The 22091-nt window shown below is 52.5% G+C and carries 9 protein-coding genes and 1 pseudogene; 7 read left to right on the forward strand and 3 right to left on the reverse strand.

Annotated features, from left to right (window positions below):
• Positions 1-468: 468 nt before the first annotated feature.
• Both asnA and EJL04_RS07790 read right to left on the reverse strand, forming a co-directional pair.
• Positions 469-1506 (reverse strand): aspartate--ammonia ligase, encoded by a 1038-nt coding sequence (asnA, locus tag EJL04_RS07785; RefSeq protein ID WP_125104597.1) that lies wholly within the window; start codon positions 1504-1506, stop codon positions 469-471.
• 803 nt (positions 1507-2309) lie between these two features.
• Positions 2310-4520 carry a glycerophosphodiester phosphodiesterase family protein gene (locus EJL04_RS07790; RefSeq protein WP_125104598.1) on the reverse strand — a complete coding sequence of 737 codons (2211 nt, stop codon included), beginning with the start codon at positions 4518-4520 and terminating at the stop codon, positions 2310-2312.
• Positions 4521-5008: 488 nt separating this feature from the next.
• Here EJL04_RS07790 and EJL04_RS16590 point away from each other — a divergent pair.
• The 7 genes and pseudogenes from EJL04_RS16590 to EJL04_RS07820 all read left to right on the forward strand — a co-directional run.
• Positions 5009-5896 (forward strand): annotated as a pseudogene (locus EJL04_RS16590) (glycoside hydrolase family 43 protein); the annotation flags it as partial.
• Positions 5870-9121 carry an MGH1-like glycoside hydrolase domain-containing protein gene (locus EJL04_RS07795; RefSeq protein ID WP_241210006.1) on the forward strand — a complete coding sequence of 1084 codons (3252 nt, stop codon included), beginning with the start codon at positions 5870-5872 and terminating at the stop codon, positions 9119-9121. The pseudogene EJL04_RS16590 and the gene EJL04_RS07795, both read left to right, overlap by 27 nt.
• Positions 9118-10410 (forward strand): alpha/beta hydrolase family protein, encoded by a 1293-nt coding sequence (locus tag EJL04_RS07800; RefSeq protein ID WP_125104599.1) that lies wholly within the window; start codon positions 9118-9120, stop codon positions 10408-10410. Before EJL04_RS07795 ends, EJL04_RS07800 begins: the two co-directional genes overlap by 4 nt.
• A 48-nt stretch (positions 10411-10458) precedes the next feature.
• Entirely contained in the window at positions 10459-12867 is a 2409-nt protein-coding gene (locus tag EJL04_RS07805; RefSeq protein WP_239684925.1) for a glycoside hydrolase family 95 protein, read from the forward strand.
• Positions 12868-13226: 359 nt separating this feature from the next.
• Positions 13227-14660, forward strand: a complete 1434-nt coding sequence (locus EJL04_RS07810) for a glycoside hydrolase family 140 protein (protein ID WP_125104600.1) — start codon at positions 13227-13229, stop codon at positions 14658-14660.
• 212 nt (positions 14661-14872) lie between these two features.
• The gene (locus EJL04_RS07815; protein ID WP_478354260.1) at positions 14873-18727 is read left to right on the forward strand and encodes a family 78 glycoside hydrolase catalytic domain; all 3855 of its coding nucleotides are present in this window, start codon (positions 14873-14875) and stop codon (positions 18725-18727) included.
• Between the two features lie 124 nt (positions 18728-18851).
• Entirely contained in the window at positions 18852-21431 is a 2580-nt protein-coding gene (locus tag EJL04_RS07820; RefSeq protein WP_125104601.1) for a glycoside hydrolase family 2 protein, read from the forward strand.
• Positions 21432-21952: 521 nt separating this feature from the next.
• Here EJL04_RS07820 and EJL04_RS16720 read toward each other — a convergent pair.
• Positions 21953-22078, reverse strand: a complete 126-nt coding sequence (locus EJL04_RS16720; RefSeq protein ID WP_277595972.1) for a hypothetical protein — start codon at positions 22076-22078, stop codon at positions 21953-21955.
• Positions 22079-22091 lie beyond the last annotated feature (13 nt).

Here is a 22091-nt window from a genome sequence, read left to right on the forward strand (position 1 = left end):
CGTTGGCTATTGTGCCGGCGGATCTGCGCTCCGCCGGAATGGAATATCAGGATCTGCGATCCGATTACTTCCTATTTTATATTGTCATGCTGTATTAAACCAGCTTAGACATTTTGATTTTTCACTTTTAGTTGCACTTTTGCATCTGCTTTTCACTTAAACAAGCGGTATTTTAAGCGGATCAAAGATCCTTATACTTTATTCCGGCAGATTGCAAATCAGCCGGCACATTAGTCTTGTTGATTATTGACGCAAGCATTACTTTTGCACATGGATTTTTCACTCTTCGTTCTTCACTCTTCACTTAAATATGCTCCTAGCTCACCTTAGTGAGCGATAACTACTATAACTACTTTAACTCCCAAGTCTTATGCTAGCTTTGCATTCATATTTTCACTTTTAATTCTTAATTTTTAATTGTTCAAGCCTGCTTGCGCTTTGCGCCTGCTCTTCGTTCTTCACTTAAAATTATATAATCCCCATTCCTAATTCTTCACACTCTTTTCTCATCTCTTCGGGCCATATGCTGGCCTGTATCTCGCCTAAATGGGCTTTGTGGAGCAGCACCATGCACAGGCGGCTCTGCCCTATTCCGCCGCCGATGCTCAACGGAAGTTCACCGGCAAGGAGCTTTTTGTGGAAATACAGACTCGAACGATGTTCCTGACCAGTCTGCTTCAGCTGGTGCAGCAGTGCTTCTTTGTCAACACGTATGCCCATTGACGACAGTTCGACGGCACGGGCGAGCGTGGGATACCAGATAAGGATGTCACCGTTGAGACCGTTGCGGCCGTCGCTGTTGGGCGTGGTCCAGTCGTCATAGTCGGGAGCACGACCATCGTGCGGCTTGCCGTCAGACAGGTTGCCGCCGATGCCAATGATGAACACGGCGCCATACTTCTTGCATATCAGGTCTTCACGTTCTTTCACGCTCTTGTCGGGATACATCTGCAGCAGGTCTTCGCTGTGGACGAAATGGATGTCGGAAGGCAGAAACGGCTTAAGTGCCGAATAATGCTCGCACACAAGATACTCGGTGCGGAGGATGGCGGCATAGATGCGGCGGACAACGCTTTTAAGGAAGTCGAGATTGCGCTCGGCGCGCGTCATAACCATCTCCCAGTCCCACTGGTCGACATAGAGCGAATGAAGATTGTCCAGCTCCTCGTCGGCCCTGATGGCGTTCATGTCGGTGTAGATGCCATAGCCCGGCTCAACGGCATACTCTGCCAAGGTGAGCCGTTTCCACTTGGCAAGCGAGTGGACCACCTCTGCCTGAGCGTCGCCAAGATCCTTAATGGGAAACGTCACGGGGCGTTCCGTGCCGTTGAGGTCATCGTTTATGCCAAGACCTTTAAGCACAAACAGCGGCGCTGTTACACGGCGGAGACGAAGCTCCGTTGAAAGATTCTGCTGAAAAAAGTCTTTTATCATTTTTATGCCCTGCTCCGTCTGCCTGACGTTCAGCAGCGGCTTATAGTCTACAGGCCTTATCAATTTGCTCATATTCTCTCTCATTAATCATAAAATACGGCAGCAAAGATAATAATTTATTATTAATATGCAACAATAATAGATAATTTATTGTCATTATTTCAACGAATACGCAGACAAAACAACACAAAGATCACAGAAAAGACACAAAGAAAGCATAACCATAATTTATCTTACATATTGATTTAGCAAAATGGCATTAAACGGCGACAGAATAAGATTTAGGTGAGACAGTGCCATTTTTTGCGCAAAATTGTGTGCAAAAATAAAATGCAGTACGTCAGAAAGATATTGAGACATAATGCCTGTATGTGCAACAAGAGGAATGACAACGCCGTGCAAAAGGGCACAAACGAGAAGCCGAAAGACCGCAAATCAGAAGGCGAAAGACGGCATAACGCAAAGCGAAATGTATAGTAATAAAACGGCAAAAGCATACCTTTTGCAGACCGACGGCCATAAACCGGCACTCAAAACGCATGAAAACAGGCAGCAAAAGACACAAAGCAGACTTATCAGAAGACTAATACGGCAACAAAAGCGCACATACACAATATGTCATTATAAAAGAACAACGCGCCATTTACTTACATTTTAACATCACACAAATCACCAGATAACAGCCCCCGACAGCCTGACCCGCATACACAAGGCGCTAACCGGGCGCAAAGACACGAAAAAGGGCCGGGGGCTGAAAGCCCGGCCCTGTCATCACAAGAAGAAAATTCAGCAACGCTTTGCTTATATTATGCAAAAAAAATATATGTTCACGGCATTAAGCCTTGGTGCAAGCCACATGACGGCAGAGCCGCTGTCTACTTGCCTATCCATCCGAACATCCTGTCGGGATAGTTGGTTATGATGGCATTCACACCCGCCTTAACCATCTTCTGCGCATCGGCCTTGGTGTCCACGGTGTAAGGAATGACGCGCATTCCGGCAGACTTTGCCTTTGCTACGAAGGCTGCATTGACCATGGGATAGTCGGGACCGACGGCATAAGGCACGAAGCCGAGCTTGGTCATGGCAGCATCATAGCCGCCCGACGTATTGTCTATCAGGTAGAGCAGGCGCATCTGCGGATACTTGGCATGGAGATACTTCAGCGTGCGCACGTCGAAGCTCTGCACGAGCAGGCGCGAACCGAGGTTGCGGGTGCTGAGAGCCTTTACACACTGGTCAGCAAAGGTCTTGTATTCGGGCGTAAGTTTGCCGTCGAGAGCGGCGTCAGACTTGATTTCTATAGTGTATCTTACAGGCGCAAGGCGGTGCTGACGGCAGTATGTTTCAACAGAATCGATGAGCGCCGTCACCATAGGCACATGGGTGTAGAGGCGCTTGCTGTCGGGGAAGGCAGGGTCTTTTACGTTGCCTATGACCTTTGCCGAAAGCTGTTTCCATGTGAGCGAATAGATGGGATACTTCTGTCCGTAGCCTTTGACATAGGGATCGTGCGAAACCACCACTACCCCGTCCTTGGTTACGTGCAGGTCCATCTCAAGGTCGGTTACGCCGAGCTTCACTGCATTGAGCATTGCCTCGATGGTGTTCTCGGGATAAAGTCCTGCACCTCCACGATGAGCTATGACAGAGACGCGAGGTCTGATGACGTCAGAGACGGTGCGGCCGAAGCGGTTGGTCATAACCACCTTTATCTCCTTATAGTTGCCCACGGGCTTGCATCTGAACAGGTGCGACGTGTTGGCGGGGCGTCCGGCAGCAAGCGTGCGCGAGCCAAACTCAAAGTCGACGCCCGTGAAGCGCTGCATGGTGCCCATCAGCTTGCCGTCCTGATACCACTCAACCTTGCAAGCAGGGTCGTAGTCCCAGATATTGGCAACGACATATCCGGGCTGCGTGCCGAAGTCGCCCTTGTCGTAGAGCGTCATCTGGCGCGAGAAGGGGAAGCCCGTGGCCTTATACTGCCACTCGACGCTGCTTCCGTTGACATCTACCACCATATATCCGTTAGGCGCTCCGCAGCGGTTGAGCCATCCGTTCCACCATGCTCCGCTGGCAGCTCCTATGTTGTGCTGATAGAGGTTGCTGTTGACCACCACGTTCTGAAAGTAATGGGTGTGGCCGCAGAACACATGCACCTTGTAGCCCTCGAGCAACTTCTGCAGCGAGGCAGCCCCGCGCATGTTCTGGGCAGGGTCGTCCTTGTTCCATGCGGCGGCGTGCATGTTGAGGATGACGAGCGAGCCCTTGGGCACAAACTTCAGGTCGTTGGCGAGCCAGCGCAGCTGATTCTCCGTGAGCGTCTCAACATACGCCTTGTTGCCCTTATAGTTGATGTTCTTCAGCGTAACGACGTGGGCCTTGCCTATGTTGAACGAATAGTCGGTAGGTCCGAACACAGCCGCATAGGCCATCTCGCCGTAGGCTCCTGCACCAAGGCGCGCGTTGTTGAGTCCCTTGTAGCGCTTGTCGAAGTCGTGGTTGCCGATACACTGAAACATGGTTATCTTCATGTTCTTGAACGACGCGGCATAGCTGCGCAGCAGCGGCAGATTGTCGAATACGATGTCGCCCACGGTGATGCCCACCACCTCACGCGTCTTGCTCAGCGAGTCGACCACGGCACGCATGTCGGGCACCAGTTCGGTGTTCCATCTCTTCATGTCGGCAGCATCAAGCATCTGCGGGTCGGATATGGCTATGTAGCTGAACCTGTCGGCAGGCTTGGTGCGCTTTTCGAGCACAAAGTTGCAGCTCTTAGAGCTTACGGCCGTCCTGACGGGCACGTAGAAGCCGGAGGCTATGCCGTTCTTGGAAGGCAGCTTGTAGGCGGCCGGCGTGGAGATGCTTATAAACTTGCTGACAAACGTGTCGGTGCGCAGCGTCCAGTAGCCATTGGCGTCTGTACGGGTGAAGGCCATGCCGTTGTTGACCACCACTCCGCTGATGCCCCTGCCCGCCTTGTCGGTAACGCGGCCCTTTACGGTAAACACGTTCACACTGGCCTGACCATTGCTCAGAAGCATCATGGTGGCCATAAGGAATAAACATATTCTCAACTTCATAGGCTTTATGTTTTTGTTTTTATACGTTCGCTCTCTGTTATGCCGCACCCGTCATCGGCAGACAACACCCTGCGACGTGCCGCTGCATAGGCAAAACACGCACACGCCATACTGCAAAACTGCGGCTGCGGGCGGCGCAAATCCGGCGGCTTGTAAATTTTTGTACAAAATTACCAAAATATGTTTACATTGATGATGCATAAGAGGTTCAATTGCTTTAAAAAAGTATAACAAAAACATTTCTGCCGTGAAAAAGCCGTCAGAATGACCGATTTTTAAGTCTGTCAGGCACATAGGGGCACTGACGGCATGGTACAATAAGGAGCAGAGAAGATGAAAACTGGCTACAGAGGAGAAGAAAAGCACGCATTGTTACAATAAAAAATTTAAAGTTACATTAATTAATATGATTACAAACCTAAAATCTGAGCGTCATAACATAAACAAGAAAAACTGAAATGAGAAAACTTTTTTTGTCTGCCATCGTTATGTTGACAACGACGGCACCAAATCTTTCTTACGCGAAAGACATTTACGTTTCCACATCATTCCATGAGCCGGCCAACGAAGGCCTGCGCTTTATCTACAGCTATGACGGACTGAGATGGGACACCATACAGGGCACATTCCTGCGCCCGGCGGTAGGAGAACAGAAGGTGATGCGCGACCCTTCGATAGTGAAAGGACCCGACGGCACGTTCCATCTGGTATGGACATCGAGCTGGAAAGGCGACAAGGGTTTTGGTTATGCATCATCAAAAGATCTTATCCACTGGAGCAAGCCAAGACTGATAAACGTCATGACAGACCCTACAACGGTGAACGTATGGGCACCGGAACTGTTCTACGACGACGTGAAGAAGCAGTACATGATTATATGGGCATCATGCATACCGGGCAAGTTTCCCGACTATAAGGAAGACCACTACAACAATCACCGTCTGTACTACGTTACGACAAAGGACTTCAAGAAGTTCAGCAAGGCCAAGGTGCTTATCGACCCTGACTTCAGCAGCATTGACGCCACTCTCGTAAAGAGAGGCAAGGACGACTACGTGATGGTGCTGAAAGACAACTCGAGAGACCAGCGCAACATCAAGGTGGCTTTTGCCAAGTCGCCCTACGGCCCATGGAGCAAGGCGTCGGAGCCGTTCACAGAGAGCTTCTGCGAAGGTCCGTCAACGGCAATGGTCAACGGATGGTATTACATCTACTACGACTCTTACCGCCACGGCATATACGGAGCGGCAAGGACAAAGGACTTCAAGAACTTCCAGGACCAGACAGGTGCCGTAAAGTTCCCTGTAGGACACAAGCACGGAACGGTGTTCATGGCCGACGAGGAGATTGTGAAGAACCTGATAAAGGAGAACCGCGACGCCGTTCACTACACCGGAACGACCGTGGCAACGCCTGCACGACATGACGGCGGACTGTCGCCCGTGGTGGGAGTTCACAGCATTCAGACCATGAGAGGCGAACAGGGATGGCTCTATAACCATCAGCCCATGATGGCATACTGGAAAGGCAAATTCTACATGCACTACCTGACCGACCCGAGAAGCGAGCATGAGCCGCCCGGAAAGACCATGCTGCAGACTTCTGTAGACGGATACAAATGGACTAAGCCCGTTGAGCTGTTCCCTGAATACAACGTGCCCGACGGATACACAAAACCGACATGGCCGGGCGTTGTGGCAAAAGACCTGAAGGCCATCATGCACCAGCGCGTGGGCTTCTATGTGTCTAAGAGCAACCGCCTCATTGCAATGGGCAACTACGGCGTGGCGCTCACTCCGAAAGACGACCCCAACGACGGCAACGGAATAGGCCGCGTGGTAAGAGAGATAAAGGCCGACGGCACATTCGGTCCTATATACTTTATATATTATAACCACGGATTTAACGAAAAGAACACCGACTATCCTTACTACAAGAAAGCAAAGGACAAGGAGTTTGTTAAGGCCTGCGACGAGATTCTGGCTAACCCGATGTACAGAATGCAGTGGGTTGAAGAGGCAGACAGAAACGACGACATACTGCCGCTGAAGACTCCTTACAAGGCGTTCAGCGGATACACTCTGCCCGACGGACGCAAGGTGGGATTGTGGAAGCATGCGCTGACAAGCATAAGCAGCGACGGCGGAAACACATGGAGAGAACCGGCAAAGAGGGCTCACGGCTTTGTGAACTCTAACGCGAAGATATGGGGACAGCGCCTTTCTGACGGCACTTATGCCACTGTATATAACCCGGCTGAATATCGCTGGCCGCTGGCTATATCGCTGAGCAACGACGGACTGGAATACACTACGCTCAACCTGGTGAACGGCGAGGTTACGCCCGAACGCCACTGGGGCAACTACAAGAGCTACGGACCGCAGTATACACGAGGCATACTGGAAGGCAACGGAACACCGCCGGACAAGAACCTGTGGGTTACTTACAGCAACAATAAGGAAGACATGTGGGTGTCGTGCATACCCGTGCCTGTAAAGATAAAGGCTACAGAACATGCAGGAGGCAGCTTCAGCAAGTATGCCAAACTGCAGGACATGAAAGAATGGAACATCTACTCGCCGCTGTGGGCACCCGTAACGCTCAACGGCGAATGGCTGACGCTGAGCGACAAGGATCCGTATGACTACGCCAAGGTGGAGAAACTGATACCGGCTACGAAGGAGCTTACTGTAGACTTCGACGTTAAGCCCGCACAGAACGACCACGGACAGCTCAACATAGAGTTCCTTGACGACAAGGGCAACATGTGCGCCCGCATCGTGCTTGACTCTGCAGCAACAATGAAGGTAAAGGGCGGAGCGCGCTATGGCGGCATGCTGAAGCACTATGACGCCGGACAGACATATCATATCACAGCCAAGCTGTCGGTAGACGGACACGTGGGAACATACTTCGTGAACGGCAAGAAGGCAACGGCACGTATGTTCGACACACCCGTTGACGCCATAACACGAATAGTGTTCCGCACAGGCGACCTGTTCACTGAGCCGAGCATTGAGACTCCTGCCGACCAGTATGTTGACATGCCGCGTGCCGACGAGCAGGACAAGCTGGCATCATTCTCTATTGCAAACGTAAAGACTGCATCGGCAGACGCCGACTCAGCATCAACAGTGCTGAAGTATGACGACTTTGCACACTATGCCGAATACTTCAACAACATGGAGGACGAGAACATCGTTACGGACATACCTAACAGCAAGTCGTCTGAATGGATGAGCAAGAACATACCTCTGTTTGAATGTCCCGACAAGGACATGGAAGAGATCTACTACTTCCGCTGGTGGTCGCTGCGCAAGCACATCAAGCGCACTCCTGTAGGACTGGGCATGACCGAATTCCTCGTTCAGCGCTCTTATGCCGACAAATACAACCTCATTGCCTGCGCAATAGGACATCACGTGATGGAGACACGCTGGCTGCGCGACTCGACATATCTGCACCAGATACTGAACACATGGTATCGCGGCAACAACGGCAAGGCAATGCAGAAGATGAACAAGTTCAGCTCATGGAACCCTGCTGCCATATATGAGGCTTACAAGGTGCTTGGTGACACATCGTTCGTAATGGCGCTGAAGCCGTCGCTCGAAGAAGAATACGCACGCTGGAAGAGCACCAACCGACTGAAGAGCGGACTCTACTGGCAGGGCGACGTGCAGGACGGAATGGAAGAGAGCATCAGCGGCGGAAGACGCAAGCAGTATGCACGTCCGACAATAAACAGCTACATGTACGGCAACGCAATGGCTCTGGCAGAACTGAACAAGCTGGCAGGCGACACAAAGAAGGCAAAGGAATACACAATGGAGGCCGACACGATAAAGAACCTGATACAGACAAACCTCTGGAGCGAGAAGCAGTCGTTCTTCGAAACTATGAGAGGCGACACTCTGGCTGCCGTGCGCGAGGCCATAGGATTTATTCCATGGTATTTCAACCTGCCTGACGCAAAGAAATATGACGAAGCATGGAAACAGGTGGAGGACGAAGAAGGATTCTCAGCTCCCTACGGACTTACAACGGCTGAGAGAAGACATCCCGAATTCCGCTCGCACGGAGTGGGACGCTGCGAATGGGACGGCGCCGTATGGCCTTTCGCAACAAGCCAGACGCTTACAGCCATGGCAAACTACATAAACACATATCCCGAGCCTGTTGTTGGCGACTCTACATTCTTCAAACAGATGAAGCTGTATGTTGAGAGCCAGCACCACAGAGGACGCCCGTATATCGGCGAATATCTCGACGAGAAGAACGGAGCATGGCTGATGGGCGACCGCGAGCGCAGCAGATACTACAACCACTCTACATTTGCCGACCTTGTGATAACCGGTATAGCAGGACTAAGACCGCAGGCCGACGGCAGCATAGTTGTCAATCCGCTCATACCGGAAGGCACATGGAACTACTTCTGCCTGGACAACATAAGCTATCGCGGCAACAACATAGCCATCGTCTACGACAAGGACGGACAGCGCTATCACCAGGGCAAGGGCCTCATGCTCTTCGTTAACGGCAAACTGGCCGCCAAGAGGGACGGTCTGGGTAAACTGACTTATAAAATAAACAAGAAATGAAACGTGTTATAATTCCGGCACTTATGCTACTGAGCATGAGTGCCGGAGCTCAAACTTTTGAAAACAAATTTACAAGACCGCTGAGCGACGTGCTCAACGACGTGTCGGCAAGATTCGGAATAAGACTGAAATACAACGTTGACACAACAGGACTGAAACTGGCGTATGCCGACTTCCGCGTGCGTCCCTATTCTCTCGAAGAGACTCTCAACAACATATTGTCGCCCTTCGACTTCAAGGCTGTTAAGCAGAACGACAAGTTGTATAAGATAAAGCCTTACGAATATCCGCGCAGACAGCCCGAAGACGGACAGAAGATGATAAGCTGGCTGACATCGCTTTACAGCAATAAAACAGAATGGGAGGCACGACGCGACACGCTGCGCAAGGAAGTGAGAGAGCGCCTCGGCATAGACAAGCTGCTGCCGATCTGCTCTAAGGAGAAACCCGAATACTCGAAGATAAGGAAGTTTGACGGATATACCGTGCAGAACTTCAGACTGAAGACAGCGAACGGCCACACTGTGTGCGGCTCTATCTATGCCCCGACGAGCAAGGGAAAGCATCCGCTGATAATATGCCCCAACGGACACTTCAGCAACGGACGCTACGGCAAGGTGCAGCAGCTGAGACTGGGCACGCTGGCACGCATGGGCGCGATATGCGTTGACTATGACCTGTGGGGATGGGGCGAATCTGCCGACGAAGTTGGTAGCAAGGCACACCAGACACCTGAGGCTCACGTGATGCAGGCACTCAACGGTATAAGGATACTAGACTGGATGATACAGCGCAAGGACGTAGACACCAAGCGCATAGGCGTGAACGGAGGCTCAGGCGGCGGCACTCAGACCGTGTTGCTGACGGTGCTCGACGACAGATTTACGGCTGCCAACCCTGTGGTGAGCGTATCGTCGTGGTTCGACGGCGGATGTCCGTGTGAGAGCGGAATGCCGATACAGCTGGCAGGAGGAGGCACATGCAACGCCGAACTGGCTGCAATGTTTGCCCCGAAGCCGATGATGCTGGTGAGCGATGGCGGCGACTGGACATCAACGACGCCCGAACTGGAATATCCTTACCTGCAGCGCATATACGGATTCTATGGTGCTACAGACAAGGTGAGCAACATACACCTGCCGAAAGAGCGCCACGACTTCGGCGACAACAAGCGCAACGCTGTATATAAATTCTTTATTGACACCTTCAACCTCGACGCATCAAAGCTCGACGAGAGCAAGGTTACGATTGAAGACGAGAACGCACTAAGATTTACACCTAAGAAATAAATGAAAAAAACACTACTAAAGACAACATTGCTGGCGGCCGTATGCCTGATGACAACAACAGAGGGAATGGCCGAAAACAAGCATGTGCTGTGGTATGACAGACCGGCATACACATGGACAGAGGCTCTGCCGATAGGCAACAGCCGCCTGGGCGCCATGATATACGGCACGCCGGGCTCTGAGCGTCTGCAGCTCAACGAAGAGACAATATGGGCAGGAAGGCCCAACAACAACGCCAACCCGGAGGCAAAGGAGTATCTGCCGAAGGTGAGACAGCTGGTGTGGGAAGGCAAATACAAGGAGGCGCAAGACCTGGCCACGGCACACGTGCAGGCAAACACCAACAGCGGTATGCCTTATCAGCCGTTTGGCGACCTGTATATCAACTTCCCGGGCAACGGCGAGTACACCAACTACTACCGCGAACTGAGCCTTGACTCTGCCCGCGCCATAACGAGATACACAAGCAACGGCGTAACATATCAGAGAGAATACATTTCGTCGTTCGACGGAAACGTAATAGCCATACACCTCACTGCAAGCAAGAAAGGCATGATAACCTGCAACGCGCAGATGACATCGCCGCAGCAGGACGTAACCATTAAGTCGGAAGGCAACGAGATTGTGCTGAGCGGCATAAGCGGATGGCATGAAGGACAGAAAGGCAAGGTAACATTTACGGGCAGGGCTACGGCAACCGTAAAGGGCGGAAGCATGAGCAGCCGCGACGGCGTATTGCAGATAAGCGGTGCCGACGAGGCCACTATTTATCTGACAATAGCCACAAACTTCAACAGCTATAAGGACATCAGCGGCAACGACACGCTGCGCTCTGAGACGGCTCTGAAAGAGGCACTGACGAAGGACTTCAACACGATTAAGGCCGCACACGTAAAGAAATACAAGTCTCTGTATGACCGCGTGAAGCTCGACCTCGGCAAAGACGCATTTGCGTCAACCACAACCGACAAGCGCGTGGAGCTGTTCAAGAAGCAGACCGACCTGCATCTGGTTGAGACCTACTTCCAGTTTGGCCGCTATCTGCTGATATGCACATCTCAGCCGGGCACACAGCCGCCCACGCTGCAGGGTATATGGAACGACAAGATGCTGCCGTCGTGGGACAGCAAATATACATGCAACATCAATCTTGAGATGAACTACTGGCCGGCAGAGTCGACCAACCTGACCGAACTCAACGGTCCGCTGTTCAGTCTTATCAAGGACGTGAGCGAGACAGGACACAAGTCGGCCGACATAATGTATGGTGCCGACGGATGGGTGCTGCATCACAACACCGACATCTGGCGCGTAACGGGAGCCATAGACAAGGCTCCGTCGGGTCTGTGGCCTACAGGCGGCGCATGGATGTGCCAGCATCTGTGGGAGCATTATCTCTACACAGGCGACGTGAAGTTCCTCGAGAGCGTCTATCCGATAATGGAGAACGCAGCACGCTTCTTCAATCAGATTATGGTGCGAGAGCCTAAGAACAACTGGTGGGTTATCTGCCCCAGTCTGTCGCCCGAGAACCAGCACCCGTACAAGGCAACAACGGCAGCCGGCGTAACGATGGACAACCAGCTGCTCTACGACCTGTTCAACCACGTAATTGACGCTGCCGACATACTGGGCAAGACCAAGACGGCTACAATAATCGACAGTCTGAAGCAGAAGCTCACGGAGATGGTGCCCATGCAGACAGGCCGCTGGGGACAGCTGCAGGAATGGATGGACGACTGGGACAATCCGGAGGACGTGCACAGACACGTGTCTCATCTGTACGGACTCTTCCCGAGCAATCAGATTTCTCCGTTCCGCACACCCGAACTCACAGCCGCTGCACGCAAGTCGCTCATACACCGCGGCGACCCGTCTACGGGATGGAGCATGGGCTGGAAGGTGTGTCTGTGGTCACGACTGCTCGACGGCAACCACGCATGGAAGCTAATCGGCGACCAGCTGACACTGGTGCGCAACGAGAAGAAGAAGGGCGGAACATATCCTAACCTGTTTGACGCACACCCGCCATTCCAGATTGACGGAAACTTTGGCTGCACGGCCGGCATAGCAGAGATGCTCATGCAGAGCCACGACGGCTTTGTCTATCTGCTGCCAGCCCTGCCCGACGCATGGAAAGACGGCTCCGTAAGCGGACTGAAGGCGCGCGGAGGCTTTGAGGTAAGCATGACATGGAAGGACAACAAGATAACAAAGACAACTGTTAAGTCGGAACTTGGCGGCAACCTGCGCATACGTTCAGCTGTGCCTCTGAAGGGCAAGGGCCTGAAGGCTGCAAAGGGCGAGAACAAGAACAGACTGTTTGAAACTCCAACGGACATCCGTCAGAAGATAAACTATCCTGACGCCATCGAGAAGATGCCGGAGGCTGAGAAGACATATCTGTATGACATAAGCACCAAGAAGGGCGCTGTGTACACATTTGAAGCAGAATAATATATGTGGCGGAATATGGGAAAAACAGAACAAAGCCCATATTTCCGCCACTTTACGTATATAAGCCGGGCATGGCCAAGCGGCACAAAATCGGCCATGAAGCAACCGGCTCTGCAACCTACTGATATTCAACGGGTTGCAAAAGGCTACCTTTAACATCGCAAAAGGCGGCCTTTTGGCGTGTAAAAGACCATGTTTCGCAACGCGATATGCCGTCTTTCACAACGCAACGGCGATAAAGCTGGAACATTAAGAGGCAAAAGCAACTTTACAAAACTAATTGAAAAGTGATTGCAAACCTTATGAATTAACCGAGAAAAAGAATAATATTAACTAACAAAAATCAATAAAAAAGTAGTATGAATAAAAGCAGAATACTATTTATCGCAACCCTGCTGCTCAGCACTTTGGCAATAAATGCGGCAGGCAAAATCTACAAGCCGTGGAGCAACGGACGGCTCGTGGTGTCTGAGAACAACCGTTACATAGTGCACGAAAACGGACAGCCGTTTTTCTGGATGGGCAACACGGCATGGCTGCTGCCCGAACGTCTTAACCGCGAGGAGGCCGAATATTTCCTCGAGAAAGACCGTCTGGCAGGATATAACGTAGAGCAGATACAGGTGCTCAACGCCATCCCTACGTTCAACGTGTATGGTCATGCTGCCAACAACGCCGAGTTCGACTTCAGCAAGGTGTCTAAGCCGGGTGTTTACGGCTACTGGGAGCATCTCGACTATATCGTAGACGTGGCTGCCAACAACGGCATCTACATCGCCATGGACTGCATCTGGGGCTCTATGATCGACAAGATGGACGTAAAGAAGGCTGCCGCTCTTGGCAAATTCCTGGGCGAGAGATACAAGGACAAGCCTAACATTATATGGATGATCGGCGGCGACATCATGGGCGACAAGAAGCCTGAGGTGTGGGACGCAATGGCAAGGGCAATAAAGAAGGTGGACAAGAACCACATCATGACCTTCCACCCGAGAGGACGCACAACGTCGGCATGGTGGTATAACGACCGCGAGTGGATGGACTTCAACATGTTCCAGAGCGGACATCGCCGCTACGGACAGCGCAACGGCGACGGCGACTACACTATTAAGGAGAACACCGAGGAAGACAACTGGCGCTATGTTGACATGAGCTTTGAGAAGAAACCGCTGCGCCCTGTTATCGACGGCGAGCCTTCATACGAGGACATTCCGCAGGGACTTCATGACTTCTCGGCTCCGCGATGGATGGACTACGACGTACGCCGCTATGCTTACTGGGCTGTGTTCGGAGGAGCTTTCGGCCACACCTACGGCCACAACTCTGTGATGCAGTTTATACGTCCGGGCCTTAAGGCATCGTTCGGCGCCGAGAAACCTTGGTGGGAGGCAATGGAAGATCCGGGCTACAACCAGATGAAGTATCTCAAATGGCTCATGCTTAGCTTCCCGTTCACTGAGCGCGTGGCTGACCAGAGCATCATCTCAGGACAGAACGGCGAGCGCTACGACCGCATAATAGCTACCCGCGGCAACGACTATCTGCTCGTCTACAACTACAGCGGCAAGCCCATGAGCATCGATCTGACAAAGATTAGCGGCGCAAAGAAGAACGTATGGTGGATGAATCCGGCCGACGGCAAGCTGACTTATCTCGGCGAATACGACAGCAAGGTCGTTGAGTTTACTTACGATGCAGCCTATCTGCGCGGCAGCGACCGTGTGCTTATTGCCGTTGATTCAAGCAAGAATTACATCGGCAAGACAGACGTAATGCTGAAGGAAAAGAACTAAGAAATTAAGAAGTAAGAGTTAAAATAAGTGCTCTAAAGAGAAGAACAAAGGAAGTTAGCGGATTGAAAATCCTTATACTTAATTCCGGCGGATTGCAAATCCGCCGACAGATTAGCTAACGTAGTACTCGCGAGAAAAAGCTACAAGGCATTTGGATTTTTCACTCTTCACTTTTCGTTCTTCACTTAAAAATGCTACTTTAACTACAATATATTAATATCATGTTTAGAAAAATATTATTGGCGGCCCTGGCCTTGTGTCTGTGCATGACGGCTCCCGCGGCAAAGAAGAAGAACGGACGTAAGGCGTCGTTCCCCGTTGCCGTGACCGGACTGAAGACGGAACGCATGGTCAACCCGATGAGCATCGACACGCCACAGCCGCGGCTGGGATGGATGATAACATCGGACGAGAACGACGTGATGCAGACGTCGTGCCGCATAATCGTAGCCTCAACACCTGAAAAGGCCGCAAAGCTTGAAGGCGACCTCTGGGACGCAACGCTCGAGGGCGACCAGTCGCAATGGATAAGATATGCGGGCAAAGAGCTGCGCAGCAACACACCATGCTACTGGCGCGTGAAGGTTACAACGACAAAAGGCGAGTCTGACTGGAGCGAGACGGCAATGTGGAACGTCGGACTGCTCAACGAAGCCGACTGGAGCGGACAATGGATTGGTCTTGAGAAGGCAATGCCGTGGGACGTTGAGGACGTGCACAGCAAGCTCAGCTCGCGCTATCTGCGCACCGAATTCGACCTTGACAAGCCCGTAAAGCGTGCTACGCTCTACATCAGCGGACTAGGCATGTATGAGGCATACATCAACGGACAGAAAGTGGGCGACCAGGTTCTGGCACCTGCTCCTACCGACTATCGCAAGACGGTGCTGTATAATGCGTTCGACGTTACACAGATGCTGACCGCCAAGAACGCCATTGGCGTAACTCTTGGCAACGGACGCTTCTACACCATGCAGCAGAAGAAGAAGCCTTACAAGATAGCCAACTTCGGCTATCCCAAGCTCCGTCTTAACCTCGTCATTGAGTTTGCAGACGGCAAGAAGAAGGTTATCTCGTCGAGCAACAAATGGAAACTGAATCCCGACGGTGCGATACGCTCCAACAACGAGTACGACGGCGAGATATATGACGCCCGCAAAGAACTGGGCGCATGGACTTCTGTGGGCTACGACGACTCTAAATGGATGGCGGCAGAGCGCGTGGGCATACCTACGGGAACGCTGCGCGGAGCGATGAGTCCCAACATGAATGTGGTGAAGACCATGAAGCCCGTGAGCGTAACTAAGCGCGGCAAGGGCTACATCATAGACATGGGACAGAACATGGCGGGCTGGATAAAGCTGCGCATAGGCGGCGTAAATGCCGGCGACAGCGTGAAGATTCAGTATGCCGAGAAGCTCAACGAGGACGGAAGTCTGTTCACAAAGAATCTGCGCAACGCGTTTACAACCGACTATTATGTTGCTGCCGGCAACGAGGACGGCCGCTGGTGGGCTCCTACGTTTGTATATCACGGCTTCCGTTATGCCGAGATTACAGGTCTTGACGATGTAACTGCTGACGGCATCGTGGGCGAAGTGGTAAGCGACGAGATGGAGTTGACAGGCTCATTTGAATGTGCCGACACCATACTCAACAAGGTTTACAATAACGCCATGTGGGGCATCTTGGGCAACTATAAGGGCATGCCCGTTGACTGTCCGCAGCGCGACGAGCGTCAGCCGTGGCTTGGCGACCGTGTGCGCGGATGTTTCGGCGAGGCTTTCATATTCAACAACAACGCTCTCTATGCCAAGTGGGCACGCGACATAACCGAGGCTCAGCGTGAAGACGGCTGCATACCCGACGTGGCTCCTGCCTACTGGAACTATTATTCTGACAACATAACATGGCCTTCTGCCCTGCCCTTCTCGCTCGAGATGATGTATAACCAGTATGGCGACGCCGAACCTATGAGCCGCTTCTACGGCAACGTGAAGCGCTGGCTCGGCCACATGAAATATCAGTATGGCAAGGACGGACTGATGCCGCGCGACAAATACGGCGACTGGTGCGTGCCGCCTGAGGACATAAAGCTGATACACAGCCGCGACCCCAAGCGCGTAACCGACGGCACTCTCATTGCTACGGCCTACTATTACAGACTGAATAAGATGATGGAGAGGTTTGCCACAATTCTTGACAAGCCGGCAGACGCTGCTGAGTTCAGCGCAGAGGCAGCGCGAGTGAAGGATGCTTTCAACAAGAAGTTCCTCACCATAAACCGCAACACGGCTGAGGTGCCGGGTCTTATGCTCTATCCCGACAGCACGTTCTACGGCAACAACACGGTTACTGCCAACCTTCTTCCGCTGGCGTTCGGCATGATTGACGACGACTATGTGCGCGGCGAGGTTGAGAAGAACATCATACACAACATCATCACACTTAACAAGGGAGCCATATCTTGCGGCGTGATAGGCGTGCAGTGGCTTATGCACGGACTAACCGACATGGGCCGCGGCGACATGGCATGGCTGCTGGCAACCAACAAGAAGTATCCGAGCTGGGGCTACATGGCCGAGAACGGAGCCACAACGATATGGGAACTGTGGAACGGCGACACTGCCAATCCGTGGATGAACAGCGGCAACCACGTCATGCTGCTCGGCGACCTCGTGTCGTGGATCTATGAGGATGTGGCAGGCATTAACTCTGACGAGAACAAGCCGGGCTTTAAGCATATCGTGATGAAGCCAGCGTTCAACGTCGACGAGATTGACGACATCAACGCGTCTTACAAGTCTATCTACGGCACAATAGTAAGCCGCTGGCACAAGAAGGCGGGCAAGCTGATATGGCACGTTGAGATTCCGGCCAACACCACTGCCGAACTGCACATGCCCGACGGCAGCATCAGGAACATCGGTTCGGGCAAATACGACATTACTGCCGATATGCCCATGACCGGCAAAGCCGTAGTTTCTGACGAGTTTCTGTATAAGTCGGCATCATTCCCCGAGTGCCATTCTGCCACGATAGCAGAGACAAGCAAGGGCGACCTTGTGGCAACTTACTTCGGCGGAACTAAGGAGCGCAACCCTGATGTGTGCATCTGGGTGAGCCGTAAGCCTAAAGGCTCTGATGAATGGCTGGCGCCTCAGCTCGTGGCCGACGGCGTGTTCAAGACAGGAAGTGAGGAAGCCAAACTGGCTGGTCTGTCAGGACTCGACAGCACCAACGCCCCGGCTGCCAAAGGACCTATACTCGACAAGAAGATAAGAAAGAATCCTGAGGGCTATCAGCGCAAGGCCTGCTGGAACCCGGTGATATATCAGATACCCGGAGGCGACCTTGTTATCTACTTCAAGATTGGCAACAAGGTGGCCGACTGGACAGGCTGGATGGTGCGCTCTAAGGACGGCGGCAAGACGTGGAGCGAGCGCGAGCCGCTGCAGGAGAGCTATCTCGGTCCGATAAAGAACAAGCCCATAATGAGCAAGGGCCGCATCATTGCGCCTACAAGTATTGAGGAAGGCGGATGGCGCCTGTATTTTGAATACTCTGACGACATGGGCAAGACATGGAAACGCACCGACTTTGTTAAGGCCGACGAGGGCGTGAAGGCCATTCAGCCGGCAATAATGGTGCTCAACGACGGCCGTCTGGCAGCCGTGGCACGCACACGCAGCGAGCACATAGGCATAACCTACAGCTCTGACAACGGACTGACATGGAGCAAGCTGCAGCTTATTGACACTCCAAACAATAATAGTGGCCTTGATGCCGTTACACTGAAAGACGGCTCTCATGTGCTTATCTGCAACGACCGCCCGATACCAAAGGGCATAAAGAACGGCAAGGGAGCGCGCACTCCGCTGTCGGTGATGAAGTCTGACAACGGCACCGACTGGAAGCACTGGATAACGCTCGAGGAGTCGCCCGTAAGCCAGTATTCTTATCCTTCGATAATCCAGACATCCGACGGTAAGATTCACTGCATCTACACATGGCGCCGTCAGCGCATCAAGCATGTGGTGATAGACCCTAAGGTGTCTGCCGAATAACTTTAAAGACATACCCGCAACCGCAAGCCATGGGAATGTACACGAGGCAGACGGCCGCAGTGATATTGCACCATGCCCGGTGCGGGTTTTCTTTTTATCTAAGCATCAATTTAATCAGCATAGCATGAAAAAGATTTTTCTTTTATTATTGTTGTTCGTCTCGCTGACGGCCGGAGCCTACAAAGGCTCTTCTGTGGCAGGGCTATTCCCCCTGCAGGGCAGCGGACGCGTTATCTACAACTTCAACCAGGGCTGGCGCTTTCATCTTGGCGACGCCCAGGGTGCCGCTGCTGCCGACTTTGACGACAGCCGTTGGCAGGTGGTGTGCGCCCCTCACAGCGTAAGACTCGAGCCTGCCGAGGCAAGCGGATGCCGCAACTATCAGGGCATTGCCTGGTATCGCAAGCATTTCACCGTGCCTGCCAACATGAAGGGCAAGGACATCACGCTGCACTTTGAGGCCATAATGGGCAAGCAGGAGGTGTATGTCAACGGCAGAAAAGTGAAAGAGCATCTGGGCGGATATCTGCCCATAACCGTCAACCTGACCGAACAGGGCGTAAAGGCGGGCGACAAGTGCGTAGTGGCGGTGAAAGCCGACAACAGCGACGACAAGACTTATCCGCCGGGAAAGAAGCAGACGGCTCTCGACTTCTGCTATCATGGCGGTATGTATCGCGACGTGTGGCTCATAGGCAAGTCGCCCCTGGCAATAACCGACGCGCTCGAGGCCAACAAGGTGGCAGGCGGCGGCGTGTTTCTTCACTACGACAACATATCTGAAAAGAGCGCCGACGTGTTTGTCAACGTCGAAGTTGGCAACACATCTGCCTCAGCGGCTCAGCCTACAGTGGCCGTGGTGGTGAAAGACAAGAGCGGAAAGCGCATCAAGTCGGTTACAAAGAAGATTAAGGTTGGCGCCAAGTCGAACGCTACGGCATATCTTGCCATGAAACTGAAAGACCCTGAGCTGTGGTCGCCCGAGTCGCCCTATCTCTACAACGTCGAGATAAGCGTCATGCAGGGCGGCAAGAGCGTGGACGGCGGCATGGTGCGCATGGGCATCCGCAAGGCCGAGTTCCGCGGAAAGGACGGCTTCTGGCTCAACGGCAAGCCTTATCATCAGCTTGTCGGCGGCAACCGTCATCAGGACTTTGCCTACGTAGGCAACGCCATGCCCAACAGTCAGCAGTGGCGCGACGCCAAACGCCTGCGCAAGGCCGGCATGGTGATAGTGCGCTGTGCCCACTACCCCATGGATCCTGCCTTCATGGATGCCTGCGACGAGCTTGGTCTCTTTGTCATCGTGCCCACTCCGGGCTGGCAGTACTGGAACAAGGATCCGCACTTTGGCGAACTTGTTCATGAGAACACGCGCAACATAATACGCCGCGACCGCAACCACACCTGTGTGCTGATGTGGGAGCCCATACTCAACGAGACACGCTATCCCGAAGACTTCGCCATCAAGGCGCTGCAGATAACCAAAGACGAGTTTCCTTATCCCGGCCGTCCTGCTGCCGTGGCCGATGTGCAGTCGGCTGGAGTGAGAGACAACTACGACGTGGTGTACGACTGGGCCGACAACATTGGTAAGGGCAACTGGCCCGAGGACAAGTGTGTCTTCACGCGCGAGTTTGGCGAGATGGTGGACGACTGGTATGCACACAACAACATCAACCGCGCGGCGCGCTCATGGGGCGAGCGTCCTATGCTCATGGCTGCCCTCTCGCTCTGCGACACCTACGGCGAGATGTACCACGGCCAGCGCCAGTTTATAGGCGGTTGCCAGTGGCATCCGTTCGACCATCAGCGCGGCTATCATCCTGACACTTACTACGGAGGCATATACGACGCCTTCCGTCAGAAGAAATACGCCTTCGAGATGTTCCGCTCGCAAGACCGCAACGCAGAGCCTATGGTGTTCATCGCCAACGAGATGACTCAGTTCTCCGACAACGATGTTACGGTGTTCTCCAACTGCGACAGCGTGCGCCTTACGATGTTCGAGGGCGACAAGGTGATGACTCTTCCTGTTATTCACAACGACAACGACAAACCTTGCGCCCCTGTGGTGTTTAAAGACTTCTGGAACTTCTGGGCAGCACGCGAATACAGCTACAAGCAGCGCAACTGGCAGCGCGTTTCGCTCCTGGCAGAAGGCATAAAGGACGGCAAGGTGGTTGCCGTACAGAAGAAGATGCCGTCGCGCCGCTCTACCAAGCTGCGTCTCTATGCCGACGACATGGGCCGCAAGCTCAACGCCGACGGCAGCGACTTCATTGTGGTTGTGGCCGAAGTTACCGACGACAACGGCAACGTGAAGCGTCTGGCCAAGGACAACATCTACTTCACCGTTGAGGGCGAAGGGCGCATAATAGGCGACGGCGAAAACATCATGGCAAATCCGCGCATCGTTGAATGGGGCTCGGCTCCCGTACTGATACAGGCCACCGACAAGCCGGGCAAGATAACCATAAAGGCACGCTCATACTACGACGGCGTGTATGCTCCGACTGCTGCCGAACTGACAATAGAGAGCGTAGCCCCCACTCTGCCGGCATGCTACACCGACAAGCCCACGGCAACCGTAAGCAAGCCCGTGCGCACAACAGGCGAGACAAAGCAGACGATGACCGACGAGGAGCGTCAGCGCACTCTCGAAGAGGTGAACAAGCAGCAGGCTGAGTTCGGCGTACAGTAAAAGATAAGCCACACAGGAATTCCGCACAGGGATACTTATGTAAAGAAATCTATTTCAAAAATTATCCCGCCAGCATCCCCAAGCGGACGTTGGCGGGATTTTTATTTTATAATCTGCCGACACCCCGCCATGCACTCGTCTGCCCTATCGTCCGCAGCATAATTGTCCGTAAGCAGCCAACCGTTCACCCGTTCTGCTAGTTCCTCAAAAAAACTCTATTGTTTTCGGTTAAAAACTCGGCCACTTTTGATGCAAAAGTGGCCCATTTACGGGTCGTAAACCTATCATTAACAGTTTGAAAGCTGCAAGACCGATTTTGCTTAACAAATAGCTCCATTGCAGATAATTTTAACGCGGACTATAAGGGAAATGACACAAAAATGTTTCAGATTTTCGAGGCATTTTCATCATGACTACATTTTGTGGATAAAAAACATTGGACGCACCTTGAAACTGTGCCGTTCCAAGGTGCGTCCAACATCAATATTATTATTTCTTCAATTATTCTTCTGAACTGATTTTTACATCAATACAGCAATGATATTTTTCAGTTCGCTGTCGATGCCTTCGAGATATGACACCACATATTTATCTTCGCCAAATCCCTTGTATTGCTGCCACGAGTCTTCATCAATATAAGCATCCATGTTTTGGTATGCA

The organism is Prevotella marseillensis (genome assembly GCF_900625065.1).
Taxonomy (GTDB): domain Bacteria; phylum Bacteroidota; class Bacteroidia; order Bacteroidales; family Bacteroidaceae; genus Prevotella; species Prevotella rara.